Origin of the sequence: Sulfuricurvum kujiense DSM 16994, assembly GCF_000183725.1 — a bacterium.
Classification (GTDB): domain Bacteria; phylum Campylobacterota; class Campylobacteria; order Campylobacterales; family Sulfurimonadaceae; genus Sulfuricurvum; species Sulfuricurvum kujiense.
This window is the reverse complement of the sequence record NC_014762.1, coordinates 1,466,387-1,484,466: the sequence shown is the minus strand read 5'-3', so window position 1 is coordinate 1,484,466 and position 18,080 is coordinate 1,466,387. Positions and strand designations below refer to the sequence as shown.

General features: G+C 43.4%; 15 protein-coding genes. 14 read left to right on the top strand and 1 reads right to left on the bottom strand.

All coding sequences use genetic code 11. The annotated features are described in order from the left end of the window. Position 1: 1 nt before the first annotated feature. Positions 2 to 3,172 carry a YhdP family protein gene (locus SULKU_RS07380; RefSeq protein WP_049766969.1) on the bottom strand — a complete coding sequence of 1,057 codons (3,171 nt, stop codon included), beginning with the start codon at positions 3,170 to 3,172 and terminating at the stop codon, positions 2 to 4. Between SULKU_RS07380 and mltG the strand changes: the two genes are divergently transcribed. The 14 genes from mltG (at position 3,156) to SULKU_RS07310 (ending at position 18,030) form a co-directional block, all read left to right on the top strand. Next, the gene (mltG, locus tag SULKU_RS07375; protein WP_013460324.1) at positions 3,156 to 4,046 is read left to right on the top strand and encodes an endolytic transglycosylase MltG; all 891 of its coding nucleotides are present in this window, start codon (positions 3,156 to 3,158) and stop codon (positions 4,044 to 4,046) included. The two genes, SULKU_RS07380 and mltG, sit on opposite strands and share 17 nt — an antisense overlap. Positions 4,047 to 4,147: 101 nt before the next feature. Next, entirely contained in the window at positions 4,148 to 6,343 is a 2,196-nt protein-coding gene (locus tag SULKU_RS07370) for an NADP-dependent isocitrate dehydrogenase (RefSeq protein ID WP_013460323.1), read from the top strand. Positions 6,344 to 6,482: 139 nt separating this feature from the next. Further along, positions 6,483 to 7,442: a malate dehydrogenase gene (gene mdh / locus SULKU_RS07365; protein WP_013460322.1), complete on the top strand. Its 960-nt coding sequence runs from the start codon at positions 6,483 to 6,485 to the stop codon at positions 7,440 to 7,442. Beyond that, complete coding sequence (fumC, locus tag SULKU_RS07360) at positions 7,442 to 8,833, top strand: class II fumarate hydratase (protein ID WP_013460321.1); 1,392 nt, start codon at positions 7,442 to 7,444, stop codon at positions 8,831 to 8,833. The genes mdh and fumC overlap by 1 nt, the downstream gene beginning before the upstream one ends. A 20-nt stretch (positions 8,834 to 8,853) precedes the next feature. Then, on the top strand, positions 8,854 to 10,023 hold the full coding sequence (gene sucC, locus SULKU_RS07355; protein ID WP_013460320.1) for an ADP-forming succinate--CoA ligase subunit beta: 1,170 nt from the start codon (positions 8,854 to 8,856) through the stop codon (positions 10,021 to 10,023). A gap of 4 nt (positions 10,024 to 10,027) precedes the next feature. After that, complete coding sequence (sucD, locus tag SULKU_RS07350; RefSeq protein ID WP_013460319.1) at positions 10,028 to 10,903, top strand: succinate--CoA ligase subunit alpha; 876 nt, start codon at positions 10,028 to 10,030, stop codon at positions 10,901 to 10,903. Then, positions 10,903 to 11,205 carry a heavy-metal-associated domain-containing protein gene (locus tag SULKU_RS07345; RefSeq protein WP_013460318.1) on the top strand — a complete coding sequence of 101 codons (303 nt, stop codon included), beginning with the start codon at positions 10,903 to 10,905 and terminating at the stop codon, positions 11,203 to 11,205. Before sucD ends, SULKU_RS07345 begins: the two co-directional genes overlap by 1 nt. Positions 11,206 to 11,301: 96 nt before the next feature. Continuing rightward, positions 11,302 to 11,631, top strand: a complete 330-nt coding sequence (locus SULKU_RS07340; RefSeq protein ID WP_013460317.1) for a 4Fe-4S dicluster domain-containing protein — start codon at positions 11,302 to 11,304, stop codon at positions 11,629 to 11,631. Beyond that, positions 11,631 to 12,782, top strand: coding sequence for a 2-oxoglutarate synthase subunit alpha (locus tag SULKU_RS07335; RefSeq protein ID WP_013460316.1), 1,152 nt, complete (start codon positions 11,631 to 11,633; stop codon positions 12,780 to 12,782). The genes SULKU_RS07340 and SULKU_RS07335 overlap by 1 nt, the downstream gene beginning before the upstream one ends. Then, positions 12,782 to 13,636 (top strand): 2-oxoglutarate ferredoxin oxidoreductase subunit beta, encoded by an 855-nt coding sequence (locus tag SULKU_RS07330; protein ID WP_013460315.1) that lies wholly within the window; start codon positions 12,782 to 12,784, stop codon positions 13,634 to 13,636. Before SULKU_RS07335 ends, SULKU_RS07330 begins: the two co-directional genes overlap by 1 nt. Before the next feature lie 9 nt (positions 13,637 to 13,645). Then, entirely contained in the window at positions 13,646 to 14,209 is a 564-nt protein-coding gene (locus tag SULKU_RS07325) for a 2-oxoacid:acceptor oxidoreductase family protein (RefSeq protein WP_013460314.1), read from the top strand. 308 nt (positions 14,210 to 14,517) lie between these two features. Beyond that, the gene (locus tag SULKU_RS07320; RefSeq protein ID WP_151174282.1) at positions 14,518 to 15,501 is read left to right on the top strand and encodes an ABC transporter substrate-binding protein; all 984 of its coding nucleotides are present in this window, start codon (positions 14,518 to 14,520) and stop codon (positions 15,499 to 15,501) included. Next, entirely contained in the window at positions 15,494 to 16,075 is a 582-nt protein-coding gene (locus tag SULKU_RS07315) for an SCO family protein (RefSeq protein WP_013460312.1), read from the top strand. Before SULKU_RS07320 ends, SULKU_RS07315 begins: the two co-directional genes overlap by 8 nt. Continuing rightward, positions 16,072 to 18,030, top strand: a complete 1,959-nt coding sequence (locus SULKU_RS07310; protein WP_013460311.1) for a putative bifunctional diguanylate cyclase/phosphodiesterase — start codon at positions 16,072 to 16,074, stop codon at positions 18,028 to 18,030. The genes SULKU_RS07315 and SULKU_RS07310 overlap by 4 nt, the downstream gene beginning before the upstream one ends. The last annotated feature ends 50 nt before the right edge of the window (positions 18,031 to 18,080 follow it).

Below are 18,080 nucleotides of genomic sequence, written 5' to 3'. Positions count from 1 at the left end.
ATTATTTTTTATTTTTATCGTCCAGCATCCATAAAAACGGATAAACCAACGTTCTTCGCAGGATATTAAAAGGTGCGGTGACGATCTCTTTGGCGATAGCGGTACTGATTTTAGGATCATCGAGTTTTCCGCTGAGCGTCAGCGTAGTAGAGAGCGAGCCGTCTTCCCCCAGAAGAATATACCCTACCATCGGCACTTTGCCGAGTTTCGATCCCAAATCGGTTTTCAGTGTCAGTACCCCATCAAGCTGATTGGCATTAAAATTGGCCTGAGCGTTACCGGTGATTTTGATTTCAGGCGAGTTAAGGGTGAAATTGTCGACGGAAACGATCCCTTTTTGATAAGCGAAATGGGCATATCCTTCATTAACCGGCAACCCTTTGGAATTATAGGTCGGAAGGGAAAATGTTGCCAAGGATGGGACGGTATTTACAAATGCCAGTACGTTGTTGAGGACTTTATAATCTTTAAGAATGGTATTTTCAACTCTCATCAATCCGTCAAAAGAATCGGTTTTCCCTTTTGCTTCGAAAGCAAAGGTTCCGCCGCTGAAATCGCTGAGGGCAAAAAGATGTTCCATAAACTTATCGTTAAATCCTTTCCCGTTGATTGAGAAAAGATTATTTCGTATTTTGAGGGTTGCCGAACCGTTCATATGCTGGAGCGATGCATCGAAATTATCGTTGTTGAGTGTCGCGTCTAGCGTATCGGTCACGATCTTTCTGTCTTTCATGAGATACAAATAGGAATTGGTCGCATGAATATTGATGGGCTTTGACGCATCGTCAGATGATGATACATCACTCTCTTCGGTGTGTGCAGAGAGAAATTTGAATAAAACCGGCATGTTCAGGCCGGTATTGTTAGCTCGTATATAGATATTTTCGGGAGAATGGGTAATCGTTAAACGGTCGTTAACCCTGATTTGTGTGACATCGTTTTGATGTGAGCCGCTAAACTTGTAATGTTCTATCGGAAGATTGTTGACGACCATGAGCGGATAGAGGTAGTCAATTTCTCCGTTAAAAAGGAAGCGGGAACTCTCTCCCGTATAGTAGAGATTCAAATAGCCGTTATTGATATTGTAGCGTCGTAAAATAGGGGATTTTTTGGAAATCAGAGAAATGTCGTTCAATAAAATTTTCCATCCGGTTGATATGGTCGAAAAATGGGCTTTTAGCTCGGGGGCATCGATTTGGATCGGATCGCTTGTAGCGTCAACGATTAAATTGATCGACTCTTTAGATTCTATGATCGGGGTCAATTTAGGAGAAATAGGAATCATGTTACTCAGGCGGATTGTCCCCTTATGGGTATTCATGCGATAGGTTCCCGTAAAGTTCCCTTTGAATAAATCACCCAGTACAGTTTCAATCTGATCAAATGTTATAAGATCATTTTTAAGGATTGCACTAAAGGGGGATACGAGAAGAGGGAGCTGATGAATCGACCATGCGGAAGCGCTGCTGATCCGTAGTTTCAGCATTTCGTCACTGTAGTGCAAATCTACATCAAATTGGGATTGGTTGAGCTTGACTTCGCCAAGTTTAAATTCATTCAGACGGACTTTAATGTCGGATAGTTTTTTTGTACCGTCAAATGCGGCATTGATTTTTCCTTTAACGGAATCGGAGAGGATAAAAGGGACTGAATTGATTGCCGTATAGGCACGATGATAATCAAACGGAGCACGGAACCCTTCAATCGTTAATTTTTCTCCTAAAAGGTTCCAGTGAGATTTTTCTACATTGAGAGTATCGCCGTCCGGGGCGATGACATAGGCGACACGAAGCGGCTCTTTAGAATCAAAAAGGCTTAGGCTCCCTTTTACGGGTGAGACTGCGTAGGCATTAATGGAAACGACCCCTCTCTCTTTTTTGGTATCGTACTCACCGGTGACGTTCGCATGGGCAACGTCATTGCCGTAATGGGCGATAAAATTTTCAAACGTTACATGATTTCGATTGACTTTTACGATCCCGTTTTCGGTGTTGAGCAAGATTTTATCGAGTAGGATTTCAGAAGCGGTAGGGATGAATTCCCCTTTGCCGGTCGTATCCAGCGAATGGAGATTAATGGAGAGATTTAAATCTACCGCACATTCCCCTTTTTGTTGTTTGATCGGCAAATGGATATCGTAAAATGTCAAAAGAGATAAAATCGGATCATTGAGTTTGGCATGCTGTGTCCGGATATAGGCATCCAGCATAGTATGCGGTGTCATAAAATCGATGATTACATGGCTCTGTTCGGTAGGAAGCGTATAAAACGTCCCATTTTTAGGGAAGATATAAAGTTTTCCTTTGCGAAAATTCAAATCGATTTGAGGGGAGCGAATAGGCTCAAACCCTTGAGCAAAGGTATATGACGCATCAATGACGGTAGCATCCGCCGTAAGTGTTTCTATAAGCTCTTCGGGGGTATCATAATGGCATGTCCCGTGTAATCGCTTTAGATGTAGAGATGAGGCTTTTGCGTAGTCGACAATCCATGGGGTAATTTCGGGATCGAGATTGAAAAAATCGATTAACGGCTTGAGTGTTGTCAACGAGTTATCGGCGAAGAGGGAGAAACTCAGCAAATCGGAATCTCCGGAAATATTGAGTGTTAAGCGAGGTGTTTGTGGAAAATTCGCCATGATGGCGGCGTTAAGATGCTGATTAAGAAGATTAATATGCAGTTTGGTTGAAAAAATACCGTTTTTCAATGCATAGGAGGGCAAAGTGACGGCAAAGTCCCTCTCATTAAGCTCAAATGTCCCTTGTGTACGGTTCGATTCATCTCCTACGGATAGTGTACCTACTTCACCTTTACGATAAAACAATGAAGCCACGTTGTCGTCATACTTAATAATATCAATTTGAATGGATTCTACCCACTTTTCAGTCCAGCGTATGTATCGGGGAAGTTTAGAGAGGGGTTTTAGCGTAAAAGGCTCATCACTGTTTTTTAAGCCGCTTAAATCTATTTTTGATGCTTTTATCTGAAGGGAGTTGTCCCATTTTAGGTATAATTTCTCAACTTTGACCTTACCTAATTTCAGGTGATCAATGCTAAATCCCTCAAGCAAAGCGACAAACGTGAAAAAACCGAGAAAAAAAGTAAAAACTAAAAAAAGTAAAATACTCTTATGGGTTTTCGGAATGATTTTGGTGATGATTATATCTTTCATGACCTACCTGTTCTCCACCGTCACATCACCCAAAATCGTATATATTCCGAAAGGTTCCGTCTTTAAAAGTATATCACACCTCCAAAACGAAGGGGTCAACGTCTATAAAATCGATGCATTTATTTTACGTTTATTGGGCAAACCCCAACAGGGATGGATTGACATTAAAGACGAAAATATGACACGTATAGGGTATCTTTATCGGCTTACAACGGCAAAAGCGGTGAGCAGAGCCGTCACATTGATTCCGGGAGAGACTACGGAGATTTTTTTACAACAGCTCGCAAAAGAACTTTCATTAGACCTCAATAAACTTCGTGAAGCGTATGACGAACATGCCCGTTTGAAAGAGGGAAATTTTGTCCCTGAAACTTACAGCATTCCCAATGAATTCAGTGAAGAGAAACTGATCGTTCATCTCTTGAACGAATCTGATCGAATAATGAAAAAGATAGCTTCTGAGAATCTTTTACAACCCGATAGTGAAAAATGGTTACAAATCGTAACAAAAGCGTCCGTTATCCAAAAAGAAGCCTCATCTGTTGGCGATATGCCGTATGTGAGCTCCGTTATTGACAATCGGATCAAAAAAGGGATGAGACTCCAAATGGACGGTACGTTAAATTATGGAGAATTCTCACATCAAAAGGTTACGGCACGTCGTATAAGAACCGATACAAGCCCCTATAATACTTATAAAAACAAAGGTTTGCCTCAATATCCCGTATGCAATGTTTCCAAAGAAGCCATTGCGGCGGCACTCCATCCCGCACATACCGATTATCTTTATTTCGTACGAGGTAAGGATGGGGAGCATGTCTACAGTAGTTACTTTTCTACACACCATAAAAACATAGTAAATGCTACAAAATGAAACACTTTGTCAACTTTTGCCCTCCTGTGATGTTACAAAGTGAAAAAAAATCGAACTACAGTGTTATGATGCTTGCATAAAAAAAATAACAGGAGAACCTGATGGCAAAAATCATTTGGTCAGTAATTGATGAAGCACCGGCATTAGCGACATACTCGCTACTACCGATCGTAAATGCATTCACAAAAGCAGCAGGCGTGGAAGTCGTAACAAGTGATATCTCACTCGCAGGTCGTGTTATCGCAACATTTCCAGAACGTATGACAGACGCTCAACGTATTCCGGACAATCTTGCACAATTAGGCGTAGTTGCAACTCAACCGGACGGTGTTATTATCAAATTACCGAACATTTCAGCTTCGATTCCACAGCTTAAAGCGTGTATTGAAGAGCTTCAATCACAAGGCTATGATCTTCCGAACTACCCGGAAGAGCCTAAAAATGATGAAGAAAAAGAGATCCAAGCACGCTATTCTGCATGTTTAGGTTCAGCGGTTAACCCGGTTCTTCGTGAAGGTAACTCGGATCGCCGTGCGGCGGTTGCGGTTAAAAACTTTGCTAAGAAAAATCCACACAAACTTCGTGGATGGGATGAGGGTTCAAAAACTCGCGTTGCCCACATGAACAGCGGTGATTTCTATGCAAACGAGCAGTCAATCATCAAAAACGGTGACGGTAAAGTGACGATCGCTTTGAACGGAAAAACTCTTAAAGAGATCGACGCAAAAGACAAAGAAGTTCTTGACGGTACATTTATGTCTGCTAAAGCACTTCGCTCTTTCTTGGCTGAGTCTATGGATGAAGCAAAAGAAAAAGGGATTCTTTGGTCGATTCACCTTAAAGCCACGATGATGAAAGTAAGTGACCCGATCATGTTCGGCCATGCGGTTTCAGTGTTCTTCAAAGACGTTTATGAAAAATTTGCGGACGATTTCAAATCGGTCGGTGTTAACCCGAATCTTGGTCTTGGCGATCTTGAGAAGAAAATGCAAAAACTTTCAGCAGAAAAACAAGCTGAAATCAATGCTGCAATGCAAGCGGTATACGCATCACGCGCTCCGATGGCGATGGTTGATTCGGATAAAGGGATTACAAATCTTCACTTCTCGAACGACATCATCATTGATGCGTCGCTTCCGGTTGTCGTACGTGACGGCGGAAAAATGTGGGGACCGGACGGAAAAGTAAACCAATGTATCGTTACAATCCCGGATCGTTGTTATGCGACAATGTACTCGGAAATCATCGAAGATTGTAAAATCAACGGTCAATTCGACGTTACTACAATGGGATCGGTATCGAATGTCGGTTTGATGGCTCAAAAAGCGGAAGAGTACGGCTCACACCCGACAACATTTGAAATGAACGAAGACGGTGTTGTAACGGTAAGCGATGCAAGCGGTGCTTTGATGAGCTTCAACGTTGAGAAAGGTGATATCTGGCGTATGTCCCGCACAAAAGACATTCCGGTTAAAGACTGGGTACGTCTTGCGGTTGAGCGTTCAGAAATCGAAAACGTTCCGGTAGTCTTCTGGTTGGATGAAAACCGTGCACATGATGCAAACATCATCAAAAAAGTGAACGCGTATCTTCCGGAATTCAACAAATCAAACGTTGAGTACCACATCATGGCTCCTGAAAAAGCGATGGCGTTCTCACTAAAACGTGTACGTGCAGGACAAAATACGATTTCTGCAACCGGTAACGTTTTGCGTGACTATTTGACAGACTTGTTCCCTATCTTAGAACTCGGAACATCTGCTAAAATGCTTTCTATCGTTCCATTGCTTGCGGGCGGCGGATTGTTTGAAACAGGTGCGGGCGGATCTGCTCCTAAACACGTAGACCAATTTGTTAATGAGGGTCACCTTCGCTGGGATTCACTCGGTGAGTTCCTTGCTTTGGCAGAAGCGATGCGTCACATTAACAAAACCGAAAAAAGCAACAAGTTGTCGGCATTGACTGCTGCGCTTGATGAAGCAAATGCGGCTTATTTGGACAACAATAAAGAGCCTTCTCGTAAAGCGGGTGAGCCGGATAACAAAGCTAGCCACTTCTTTTTGGCACAATTCTGGGCAAAAGCTCTTGCAAATCAAACGGTAGATGCTGAATTGGCAGCACGTTTTGCTCCGGTTGCTAAAGCATTGAGTGAAAATGAAGCAAAAATTATGGAAGAACTTCTTTCAGTAGAAGGTAAAGCACAAGATATCGGCGGTTACTTCCACCCTGATTTTGCTAAAACTGAAAAAGCAATGCGTCCAAGTGCTACACTTAACGCAATTATTGCCGCTATCTAAACGATAGCAACGATTGGGGAAACTCCCCGATCGCTTTTTATCTGTAGAATGCTTTTCTATAGATAAAAGGCGATTGAATCGTCTTTTATTTCTCTCTGTTTTTCAGAGAGCAATAGTGATATGACACAAGGAGTATGGAATGGTAAAAGGAAAACGCGTCGGAATCGTAGGGGCAGGAAATGTCGGATCGACGATTGCCTACTCGCTTGCAATGCTCGGCTCTTGCCATGAGATTATTTTACGCGACAATAAAATCGAGATTGCCAAAGGTAAAGCACTCGATATGTCACAAGCCGCAGCGGCGGTACGATCGCACTCTATTGTTACCGTAGCTGAGAGCATGGCGGATATGACCGATTGTGATGTCGTTGTCATCACTGCAGGAAGCCCGCGTCTTCCGGGTATGAGTCGTGATGATTTATTGATGATTAATGCAAAAGTAACCCGTGAAGTGATCGAAGGGGTTGCAAAATACTCTCCGAACGCTATCGTCATTATGGTCTCTAACCCGTTGGATGCTATGACTTACGTCGCATTGCGCGAAAGCGGATTTGACCGAAGCCGTGTTATCGGTATGGCGGGCGTTTTGGACAGTGCCCGTATGGCGGCATTTATCCAAGAAAAACTCGGATACGGAGGCGGGCAGATCCGTGCTTCGGTCATGGGGGGGCATGGCGATGACATGGTTCCGCTGCCTCGCTATTCGACCGTTGCGGGTGTACCGTTGTCGGATGTATTGACGCATGAAGAGATCGATGAGATCGTTCAGCGTACCCGTAAAGGGGGAGCCGAAATCGTTGCATTGCTCCAAACGGGATCAGCGTACTACGCTCCGGCAAAAGCAACAGCGATTATGGTCGAAGCGATTTTAAAAGACACGAAACAAATCCATCCGTGTGCCGTCTATCTCGAGGGCGAATACGGATTTAACGATGTTGTCAGCGGTGTACCGGTAATGCTTGGAGCCAACGGTGCTGAAAAAATTATCGAAGTCACACTCAATGAGACGGAAAAAGCGATGTTTGCCGCATCGTGCAAATCGGTTCAGGGATTGATCGATACGTTGAATGCCAATAAATTTTTTGAAGGAGCCAAATAATGAGTTATCGCATCGAAAAGGATACGATGGGTGAAGTTCGGGTACCGAACGACACTTACTGGGGAGCGCAAACACAGCGTTCTTTGGAAAACTTCCAAATCGGGGAAGAGAAAATGCCGTATGAAATCACACGTGCATTCTCTTATCTGAAAAAAGCGGTTGCTTTGGTTAACTGCGATCTTGGAATGCTATCCAAAGAAAAAGCCGATGCGATCGCTCAGGCTGCAGATGAAATGCTCTCAGGCAAACTCGATGAGCATTATCCTCTTGTCGTATGGCAAACGGGTTCAGGTACGCAATCAAATATGAACAACAACGAAGTATTGGCTAGCCGTGCTACCGAAATTCTCGGCGGTGATTTCCGTACTCAAAAATTGGTTCATCCGAATGATGATGTCAACAAATCACAAAGCTCCAACGATACCTATCCGACGGCATTGCACGTTGCTTCAGTCATTGCGGTTGAGACACGTCTTCTTCCGGCAATCGATCATTTGCGTAAAACGCTGCAAGCTAAATCTGAAGCGTTCAGCGATATCGTTAAAATCGGACGTACCCATTTGCAAGATGCGACTCCGCTTACTCTCGGCCAAGAGATCAGCGGATGGGTAGAGATGCTCAACAAATGCGAGAAAATGGCGAAAGATTCTCTGGAGTCGGTTAGAGAACTGGCACTCGGCGGGACAGCGGTCGGCACAGGACTTAATGCACACCCTGAATTGGGCGAGCGCGTAGCGGCAAAACTATCACAGCTCACAGGGCATCAGTTTGTTACCGCACCGAACAAGTTTCATGCGTTGACCTCTCATGACGCTCTCGTATACGCTCACGGAGCCCTTAAGGCCCTTGCGGCAGATATGATGAAAATCGCAAATGATGTCCGTTGGTTGGCGAGCGGTCCTCGCTGCGGCATCGGCGAGATTACGATTCCTGAAAACGAGCCGGGTTCATCGATTATGCCGGGTAAAGTCAACCCGACACAAAGCGAAGCGGTGACGATGGTTGCGTGTCAAGTCATGGGTAACGATGCGTGTATCGGTTTTGCGGCGAGCCAGGGGAACTTTGAGCTTAATGTATTCAAACCGGTCATTGCGTATAACTTTTTGCAGTCGGTCCGTTTATTGGCTGATTCAATCGTATCGTTCAATGATAACTGCGCCGTCGGTATCGAGCCGGTTCGCGAGCAAATCGATGCATATCTGAACAACTCATTGATGCTGGTAACGGCACTAAATCCGTATATCGGATATGAAAATGCGGCAAAAATCGCCAAAACGGCGCATAAAGAAAACTCTACATTGAAAGAGACCGCGATCAAACTCGGTCTTCTTACAGCGGAAGAGTTCGATAAATATGTCATCCCGGAAGAGATGACAAGACCAATAGCGTAAACTTATAACAGGAGGAATGGATGAATATTCACGAATATCAAGCTAAAGAACTATTCAAAAAATACAACGTACCGACACCGCGCGGTCACATTGCTTTTACACCGGATGAGGCTGTTAAAGCGGCACAAGAACTCGGCGGCAGTGTTTGGGTGGTTAAAGCTCAAATTCATGCCGGCGGACGCGGTTTGGGCGGCGGGGTTAAACTTGCCCGTTCTACTTCTGAAGTACGCGAATTGGCCAGTCAAATTCTCGGTATGCAGCTCGTTACACATCAAACTGGACCGGAAGGTAAACTCGTACAAAAAGTTTACATAGAAGAGGGTGCGGACATTAAAAAAGAGTACTACCTGGGTATGTTGCTTGACCGTGCATCGGAAATGCCGATCATGATGGCATCAACTGAGGGTGGTATGGCGATTGAAGATGTTGCACACGATTCTCCGGAAAAGATTATCAAAGTAGCCATCGATCCGTTGACAGGGTTTCAAAGTTTCCACGGGCGCAAATTGGCGTTCGGTCTCGGACTTCCGGTCGAAGAGATCAATACGTTTATCAAATTTGCATCCGCACTTTATCGTGTCTACATGGATCACGATGCCGAGATGATCGAAATCAATCCGTTGATCAAAACGGGTGACGGCAAATTCTTGGCGCTTGATGCGAAAATGGGATTTGATAACAACGCCCTTTATCGCCAATCGCAAGTGAATGAAATGCGTGATTTGAGCGAAGAAGAACCGACTGAAATCGAAGCGGGCAAATTCGGTCTTAGCTATATCAAACTTGACGGTGACGTCGGTTGTATGGTTAACGGTGCCGGTCTTGCGATGGGTACGATGGATACGATCAACTATGAAGGCGGAAAACCGGCTAACTTCCTTGACGTGGGCGGCGGAGCAAATGCCGAAACCGTTGCAAAAGGGTTCGAAATCATTTTGAAAGACCCGAACGTAAAAGCGATTTTTGTCAATATTTTCGGCGGAATTGTTCGTTGTGACCGTGTTGCAAACGGTATTTTGGAAGCGACAAAACTGACGAAAGTCGATGTACCGGTTATCGTTCGTCTGGATGGAACCAACGCAATTGAAGCGGCTGAAATTTTAAACAATGCCGGAATCTCAAATATCATTGCTGCTACCGATCTTGCAGACGGTGCGCGTAAAGCCGTTGCAGCAGCAAAAGGAGCATAAATAAATGTCTATTTTGGTCAATAAAGATTCGAAAGTAATCGTTCAAGGTTTTACAGGAAAAGAGGGTACGTTCCACGCTGAGCAATGTATCGCATACGGTACAAAAATCGTCGGTGGGGTTACTCCGGGTAAAGGTGGACAAGAACACCTCGGTCAACCGGTATTTAATACGGTAGAAGAAGCGGTTCGCTCAACGGGCGCTACTGTTTCAATGATCTTCGTTCCGCCTGCTTTCGTCTCCGATGCGGTTATGGAAGCGGCAGACGCCGGGATTGAACTTGCGGTTATCATTACCGAAGGTGCTCCGGTAAAAGACATGATGTATGCAAAAGCGTATGCCGTTAAGAAAAACATGATGACTATCGGGCCGAACTGTCCGGGTATCATTACGGCGGATGAGTGCAAAATCGGGATTATGCCGGGCTTTATTTTCAAAAAAGGAAATATCGGCCTTATCTCTAAATCGGGGACGTTGACCTATGAGTCAGCCAATCAGGTTGTTAAAGAGGGATTCGGTATTACGACTGCGGTCGGTATCGGCGGTGACCCGATCATCGGTTTGTCGTATAAACAATTGCTCCCGATGTTCGAAGCGGATCCGGAAACGCATGCGATCGTCATGATCGGTGAGATCGGCGGTGACTTGGAGATCCAAGCGGCTGCTTATATCAAAGAACACGTTACTAAACCGGTTGTCGCATTTATCGCGGGTCAAACGGCTCCGGCGGGCAAACGTATGGGACATGCAGGTGCGATTATCTCCGGCGGGTCAGGTACGGCAGCGGAAAAAATGGCGGCTCTTGAAGCGGCAGGTGTTAAAGTCGTTGTTTCTCCGGCTGATATCGGAAAAGCGGTTGCTGAAGTGATGGCAAAAAAATAATGATTCAGATCTTTGAGGTTGCAAATATTCGTTGCGGCGGTTGCGCTAATACGATTACCAAGGCTCTCAATGAAGCTGGATTTACTGAGGTCAATGTTGACCTCTCGTGCGAGCCTCGTAAAGTTTCCGCTGCGATAGCGGAAGAGGCGCAATTAGCACAGTTTAAAATGATATTAAGAAAGCTCGGCTATCCTCTAATCGGTGAGGAAGAGGGGGCTATCGAAAATGCCGCCCTGAAGCTCAAGAGTTTTGTCTCATGTGCTGTAGGGAAATTCTCAACAAACGAAGAGACGAATCAGTAAGTGAATTTCACCGGATGGTGTAGATTCGGTGCCGTATCGGCCAGTATAGACGCGGAGATTTTCCGTGATGTTCAAAACTAAAAGGTAGGAGAGCAGATGTTTAAAACGATCAATCCCGGTAATGTCCCTGTATGGGTAAACACCGATAACTGTAAAGCGTGTGATATTTGTGTATCAGTATGTCCATCAGGTGTACTCGGTATGCGTTATGAGCCTACATCGACTTTGGGTGCCATGATCTCGATCGATCACCCTGAGAGTTGTATCGGATGCAATGAGTGTGAGCTTACTTGTCCAGACTTTGCAATTTATGTTGCGGACAAAGCAGACTATAAATTTGCAAAATTGACGGATGATGCAAAAGCACGTCAAGCGGCTATTATTGCGAATAAATATATGTCTTTAGACCAAGCAGGAGTGAAATAATGGCAAGAGAAGTAATTTCTACAGGTAACGAATTATCAGCACTTGGTGCTTTTGATGCCGGATGTATGTTTTTTGGCGGATATCCGATTACTCCATCGTCTGAAGTAATGCACGAGATGTCTGATCTTCTGCCGACAGTGGGTGGAAAATTTATCCAAATGGAAGATGAGATTGCCGGTATTTCGGTTGCGCTCGGTGCTTCTATGGCGGGTACAAAGTCTATGACGGCAACGTCAGGACCGGGGATTTCACTAAAAGCGGAACAAATCGGTCTCGGCTTTATCGCCGAAGTTCCGTTGGTTATCGTTAACGTTATGCGCGGAGGTCCTTCAACCGGTCTTCCGACTCGTGTTTCCCAAGCCGATATCGGTCAAGCACAATATCCGACGCACGGTGACTATGCATCAATTACCTTGTGTGCCGGTTCTCTTGAAGAGTGTTATACGCAGACAGTACGTGCGTTTAACTTGGCAGAAACGTATATGACTCCGGTTTTCGTCCTTTTGGATGAAACAGTCGGTCACATGCACGGTAAAGCGGTTCTTCCTGATTTGGAAGAGATCCGTGCAAAAAATGTTAGTCGTAAACGATTCGACGGGAAACCGGAAGACTATCGTCCGTACGATGTTCCGATGAACACACCTGCGGTTTTGAACCCGATGTTTGAAGGGTACCGTTTCCACTTTACGGGATTGCATCACGGCCCGACCGGTTTCCCGACGGAAGATGCGGCACAATGCCAATTCAACATCGAGCGCCTTGTCGGTAAAATCAACACGGTTGCACTTGAAAATGACGGTTTGGATGATGAGCCGGATTACGAAGAATTCATGCTTGATGATGCCGAAGTATGTATGATCGCATACGGAAGTATCTCTCGCGGTGCGAAAGAAGCAGTAATGAAACTTCGCAATGACGGTATTAAAGCAGGTCTTTTCCGCCCGATTACTATCTGGCCGAGCCCGGTAAAAAAACTTAAAGAGATCGGTCAAAAATTTGACAAAATTTTCGTAACCGAGCTTAATATGGGTCAATACCTCAAAGAGATCGAACGTGTAACAGGACGTAGCGATTTCGGTACGCTTCATAAAGCAAACGGTCGTCCGATTGCGCCGCTTGAAATGGTAGCTAAAGTTAAGGAGATGTTCTAATGGCTTTCAATTACGATCAATATTTACGTGTAGATAAAATGCCGACACTTTGGTGTTGGGGTTGTGGCGACGGTGTTATCTTAAAAGCTGTTATCCGTGCCATTGAAAAGATGCAATGGGATATGGACAAAGTCTGTGTCGTATCGGGTATCGGATGTTCAGGCCGTTTCAGTTCATACATCAACTGTAATACGGTACATACGACTCACGGACGTACGGTTGCGTATGCTACGGGTATCAAATTGACCCGTCCTGATGCACACGTTATCGTTGTAGCGGGTGACGGTGACGGTCTTGCGATCGGTGGTAACCATACCATTCACGGATGCCGCCGTAATATCGATTTGAATTTTATTCTTATCAACAACTTTATTTACGGTTTGACCAATTCCCAAATCTCTCCGACAACTCCGCAGGGTATGTGGTGTGTATCGGCGCAAAACGGGAATATCGATCCTACGTTCGATGCGTGTAAACTTGCTATCGGAGCCGGTGCGTCGTTTGTAGCGCGCGAGACTATGCTTGATCCTAAAAAATTGGAAAAAGTTCTTGTAAAAGGGTTCTCACACAAAGGATTCTCGTTCTTTGACATTATGTCTAACTGCCATATCAACCTTGGCCGTAAAAACAAAATGGCAAATGCGATGGAAAACCTTGCATGGATTGACAGCATTACGACACCGTTGAAAAAATGGGAAGCATTAAGCCCTGAAGAGCAAATGAACAAATTCCCGACGGGTGTATTACGTGAAGTAGAGCAGGCGGAGTATTGTGATCTTTACGATATGGTCATCGAAGCGGCACAAGGCAAACGCGCGAAAATCACGCAAGACGACTTTGCGAAAAAAATCTAAGGAGAAACCATGAGACATACGATACGATTTACAGGCGTCGGTGGACAAGGGGTTCTTCTCGCCGGTGAGATTATGGCTGCGGCTAAAATCAAACTTGGCGGTCATGGGCTGAAAACAGCTACGTATACGTCACAAGTTCGCGGTGGGGCAACGGTTGTTGATATCACCCTTGATGATAACGAAATTTTCTACCCGTACGCAAATGAGGGTGAAATCGATTTCATGCTTTCCGTTGCAAACGTAAGCTACCAACAGTTCAAAAACGGTGTTAAACCGGGCGGAATCATCGTCGTTGAACCGAACCTGGTTCATCCGACGGAAGAAGACCGTAAAAAATGGATCATCGTTGAGATTCCGATTATTACGATCGCAAAAGAAGAGGTCGGAAACGTTATTACCCAATCGGTTGTTGCACTCGGTATTACAAACGAATTTACCGGAGTTTTGGAACCGGAAACCTTGAAAGAGGTTATGCTTTCGAAAGTACCGAAAAAAGTTCACGAAGTGAACAACAAAGCTTGGGATTTGGGTATCAAATACGCCAAAGAAGCTAAAGCAAAACTTGGGATGTAAATCCTCTCTTCCCGCTTTTGCGGGAAACATAAAATACTTTCCCTCTTCCTTCTTCTCTTTTCCATCATTATTTTTAAATTTCAACAATATTGTGTTACTATGAAAAACAAGCGAAAGGCAAAATTTTTATGTTTAAATCTATAGTTTTGATTGCTCTTTTATTTTTGTCCTTGCATGGAAATACAGCGGTAAAAAAACGCATTTTTATCCTTCACTCTTATTCGCAGGAATATGAATGGACAAAACGTCAAAATGAGAGCTTTGTTTCTGAGTTAAAAGATAATTTTCCTTTACCCATTGAGATATCAGTGGAATATTTGGATACGAAGCGGCTTGAATTCTCAGAAGAGTATCAGAAGTTTTTTTTAACGTATCTGGAAACAAAATATAAAAACTATCTTCCAGACGCCGTTTATGTGACAGACGATAACGCGTTGAAATTTTTTCTAAATCATGGGAACCGGCTGTTTCGGCATTCTCCCGTCTTCTTCTCCGGTGTCAACGATCTCTCACTTGCCAAAACGATTGATCCTTTACGATATACCGGAGTGTATGAAACCAAAGATATTGTCCAAAATATTGAATTAATACGGCAGTTTTCGCCCCAAACGAGAGATATTTGGATTCTCGGTGACGATTCTACGACGTATAAATCGATTGAAGCCGATATCCGAAAACATCTCGTCAATTACCCTAAATATACCTTCCATATTATTGCTTCCGCACATATCCATGATATTATCGAAAAGCTCCCAAACACTCCTCAATCGTTTGTATTATTAACAACTATAGGTGGATGGAATGACGAAGACGGGCACAATTTGACACTTAAAGAGTCAATAGAACATTTGACACAAAACCCGAATCTGATTGTATGCAGTATGGAAGATGCGTATGTTACAGGCGGAGTGATCGGCGGTTTTGTGACCAGTGGAACGAGTCAGGGTAAACATGCGGCTGATTTAGTCGTCCGTTATTTGAAAGGTGAAGATCTAAAATCAATCCATTCGGTTTTAAAAAGTCCGAATATTTATATGTTCGATCACGATGCGTTTAAGAATTCTCGTTTAATACTCTCAGAATATACAGTGCGCGATGCAGTTATTTTACATAAAGAAAAGAGTTTTTTTGAGCGGTTTCACGAGATTATATTGGATGTGACGTTTATCACCTTTGTTCTGTTTTTTGTTTTTATCGTTGCGGTAATATTTATGCTTCATCAAAAAAATAATCAGATTGAGACATTGAAAATCGCTCTGAGAGAAAAGAACTCGGAAGAGCAAAATGACTAAAAGAATAGTTCTTTCCGCTTTTTTCTTTATCGTAATGATTCTTGTCATTCCTGCAGTTCAAACAATGTTGTTTGCAGGGCATACGACAGGTAAAATGGTCATTGATAAAGAACTCGTCGCCCCTTATCTTCAAGGCTCGGAAAAAGAGATGATGCTGGTTTTTTTCGGATATGTAGGGTGTGTGAAAGTATGTACACCGATCTTGCAGGAGTTGGACAAACTGTACGATTCAAAAGAATTCGCCAAGAATAAAGGGAATGTTGATTTGATGTTTGTCAATTTAATGCCGGAATTAGAACCGGATCAGCCCGATCTATTCGCCAAATCATTTAATCCGTCATTTAAAGGGGTCTATTTGACCCAAAAACAGCTGATGAGTCTAGACAGAGAACTGGGGGTCTATTTTTCAAAAAGTATCGGAGATACTGCGGAGATCGATCACAGCGATAACCTTTATCTCGTAAAGAAACAAAAGGATGGAACCCTGATATTAAAATCAATTTATTCCATGCATCCGCTGAAGAGTGAAATGCTGATAAGCGATATAGAAAAAATGAGCAAAGAGAAAAAATGAGTACTATAGATTTTAATCAATTATTCCGATTGCCGAAAGTTCCCGTATTTGCGGAAAAAAATTTTAACGACCATTTTTTACAAGCCGATAAAGTGATGTTGGTGTTGATCGTTATTCAGTGGTTTATAGCAACTTTTATTACCTCGATCACTTATGATACCTATTTGTACGGGTTTGTGGGGGGAGGGTTAATAACCCTTATCCTTTTTTGGGCTTATCGTACATTTAAGGGAACGCAGGTAATGCGTGCTTTAATGGGTGTAGGAATGATGCTCTTTTCGCTGATCTACATCCAACAGCATCTCGGACGTATCGAGATGCATTTTCATGTGTTCATCGCTTTGGCCATTCTGTCTCTCTATAAAGATATCATTCCTATTGTAGTAGCTGCGGCTACGACGATTGTTCATCATTTCGTATTTAATTTTTTGCAGTTCTACGAAGTTTCCCTTTTCGGTATGCCGGTAATGGTGTTTAACTACGGCTGCGGGATGGATATCGTCATTTTACACGGTGTTTTTGTTATTGCAGAGGCTATGGTGATCGCATACATCGTTAAATTGCAGATGGAACATGCCATCGAGCTCAACCGTACCGAAAACCAAGTTCTAGGCCTTAATGAAGAGCTTACTTTCGCCTCACTGCATGATTCGTTGACGGGGCTGCCTAATCGTCACAGTCTTTATACGCAGATGAAACTGATGGTAGCCAATGCCAATCGATACGACCGAAAATTTGCCGTCTTATTTTTAGATCTAGATCATTTTAAAAATATCAATGATACGCTCGGACATCATGTGGGTGATGAGCTTTTAAAAGCAGTTGCACAAAAATTAAATTCGATTGTCAGGGAAAATGATATTGTCGCCCGTATCGGCGGCGATGAGTTTATTATGATATTGAGCGACTTTAACAATGCGGTGACGATAGAACCCGTAATTTCGAAAATTCTGGATATGTTTCATCAAGAGTGGAGAATACAAAGCCATTTTCTTCGACTTTCTACCAGTATCGGTGTCTCGGTCTATCCCGATGATTCAAAAGATATCAATGAATTGATGAAATATGCGGATATCGCAATGTACAAAGCGAAATCGGAGGGACGTGATCAGTTTAGTTTTTTTACGACAACGCTGAACGCAAAAGTGCATGAAGAGGTTGCTATCGCCAATGATATGTATCGAGCATTTTCGGATGGTGAATTCGAACTTTATTATCAGCCGAAAATACATATCGAAAGCGGCAAGATTGTCGGAGCCGAAGCATTGATTCGATGGAACCATTATCAAAAAGGGATGATTTCTCCGGACCATTTTATTAACATTGCCGAAAATACCGGATTCATTTTAAAGCTCGGTACATGGATAATCGAAGAGACGGCACATACGATTAAACGGTTACAAGATGCGGGATATGACAGGGTACACATATCGTGCAATGTCTCGACGCGGCAATTTCAAAATCTCAATCTGTACGGAGAAATAAAAAACGCTATTCAAAAGAACAAAATTAATCCTAAGTTGCTGGCGATTGAAATAACCGAAAGTGTCATGTTGGATTATCTTGAAATAACATTGGAAACATTGAAAAAAGTAAAAGCATTGGGAGTCAATATCTGTATGGACGATTTCGGTACGGGCTATTCTTCGTTGTCGTATTTGCGTCAACTCCCTATCGATTCGTTGAAAATCGATAAAAGCTTTGTAGACGATATTTCTTGCTGTGAACAAAATGAAACTATTTTGCTCAATACCATCATCGCCATGGGCCAGACGCTTAATTTGCATGTCATAGCCGAAGGGGTGGAAGAGGAATATCAGATGCAATATCTCAAAAATCGCGGCTGCGGATATTATCAGGGATACTATTTTTCCAGACCGGTACCTGAAAAGACTTTTTTTGAATTGCTCCGAACCAATTATGCTTCATCTGTTACTGATGGAAAATCAATCTAAAACTTTTAAAAGGATGAAGTAAGGAATTGAAATACATTTTTTTAATATTT

Bases quoted from the DNA above. Each gene is read 5' to 3' on its own strand.
- SULKU_RS07345 (WP_013460318.1), top strand. From the start codon at position 10,903: ATGATTCAGATCTTTGAGGTTGCAAATATTCGTTGCGGCGGTTGCGCT.
- SULKU_RS07380 (WP_049766969.1), bottom strand. From the start codon at position 3,172: ATGAAAGATATAATCATCACCAAAATCATTCCGAAAACCCATAAGAGT.
- fumC (WP_013460321.1), top strand. From the start codon at position 7,442: ATGAGTTATCGCATCGAAAAGGATACGATGGGTGAAGTTCGGGTACCG.
- sucD (WP_013460319.1), top strand. From the start codon at position 10,028: ATGTCTATTTTGGTCAATAAAGATTCGAAAGTAATCGTTCAAGGTTTT.
- SULKU_RS07310 (WP_013460311.1), top strand. From the start codon at position 16,072: ATGAGTACTATAGATTTTAATCAATTATTCCGATTGCCGAAAGTTCCC.
- SULKU_RS07330 (WP_013460315.1), top strand. From the start codon at position 12,782: ATGGCTTTCAATTACGATCAATATTTACGTGTAGATAAAATGCCGACA.
- SULKU_RS07370 (WP_013460323.1), top strand. From the start codon at position 4,148: ATGGCAAAAATCATTTGGTCAGTAATTGATGAAGCACCGGCATTAGCG.
- SULKU_RS07340 (WP_013460317.1), top strand. From the start codon at position 11,302: ATGTTTAAAACGATCAATCCCGGTAATGTCCCTGTATGGGTAAACACC.
- sucC (WP_013460320.1), top strand. From the start codon at position 8,854: ATGAATATTCACGAATATCAAGCTAAAGAACTATTCAAAAAATACAAC.
- SULKU_RS07325 (WP_013460314.1), top strand. From the start codon at position 13,646: ATGAGACATACGATACGATTTACAGGCGTCGGTGGACAAGGGGTTCTT.
- mltG (WP_013460324.1), top strand. From the start codon at position 3,156: ATGATTATATCTTTCATGACCTACCTGTTCTCCACCGTCACATCACCC.
- SULKU_RS07315 (WP_013460312.1), top strand. From the start codon at position 15,494: ATGACTAAAAGAATAGTTCTTTCCGCTTTTTTCTTTATCGTAATGATT.
- SULKU_RS07335 (WP_013460316.1), top strand. From the start codon at position 11,631: ATGGCAAGAGAAGTAATTTCTACAGGTAACGAATTATCAGCACTTGGT.
- mdh (WP_013460322.1), top strand. From the start codon at position 6,483: ATGGTAAAAGGAAAACGCGTCGGAATCGTAGGGGCAGGAAATGTCGGA.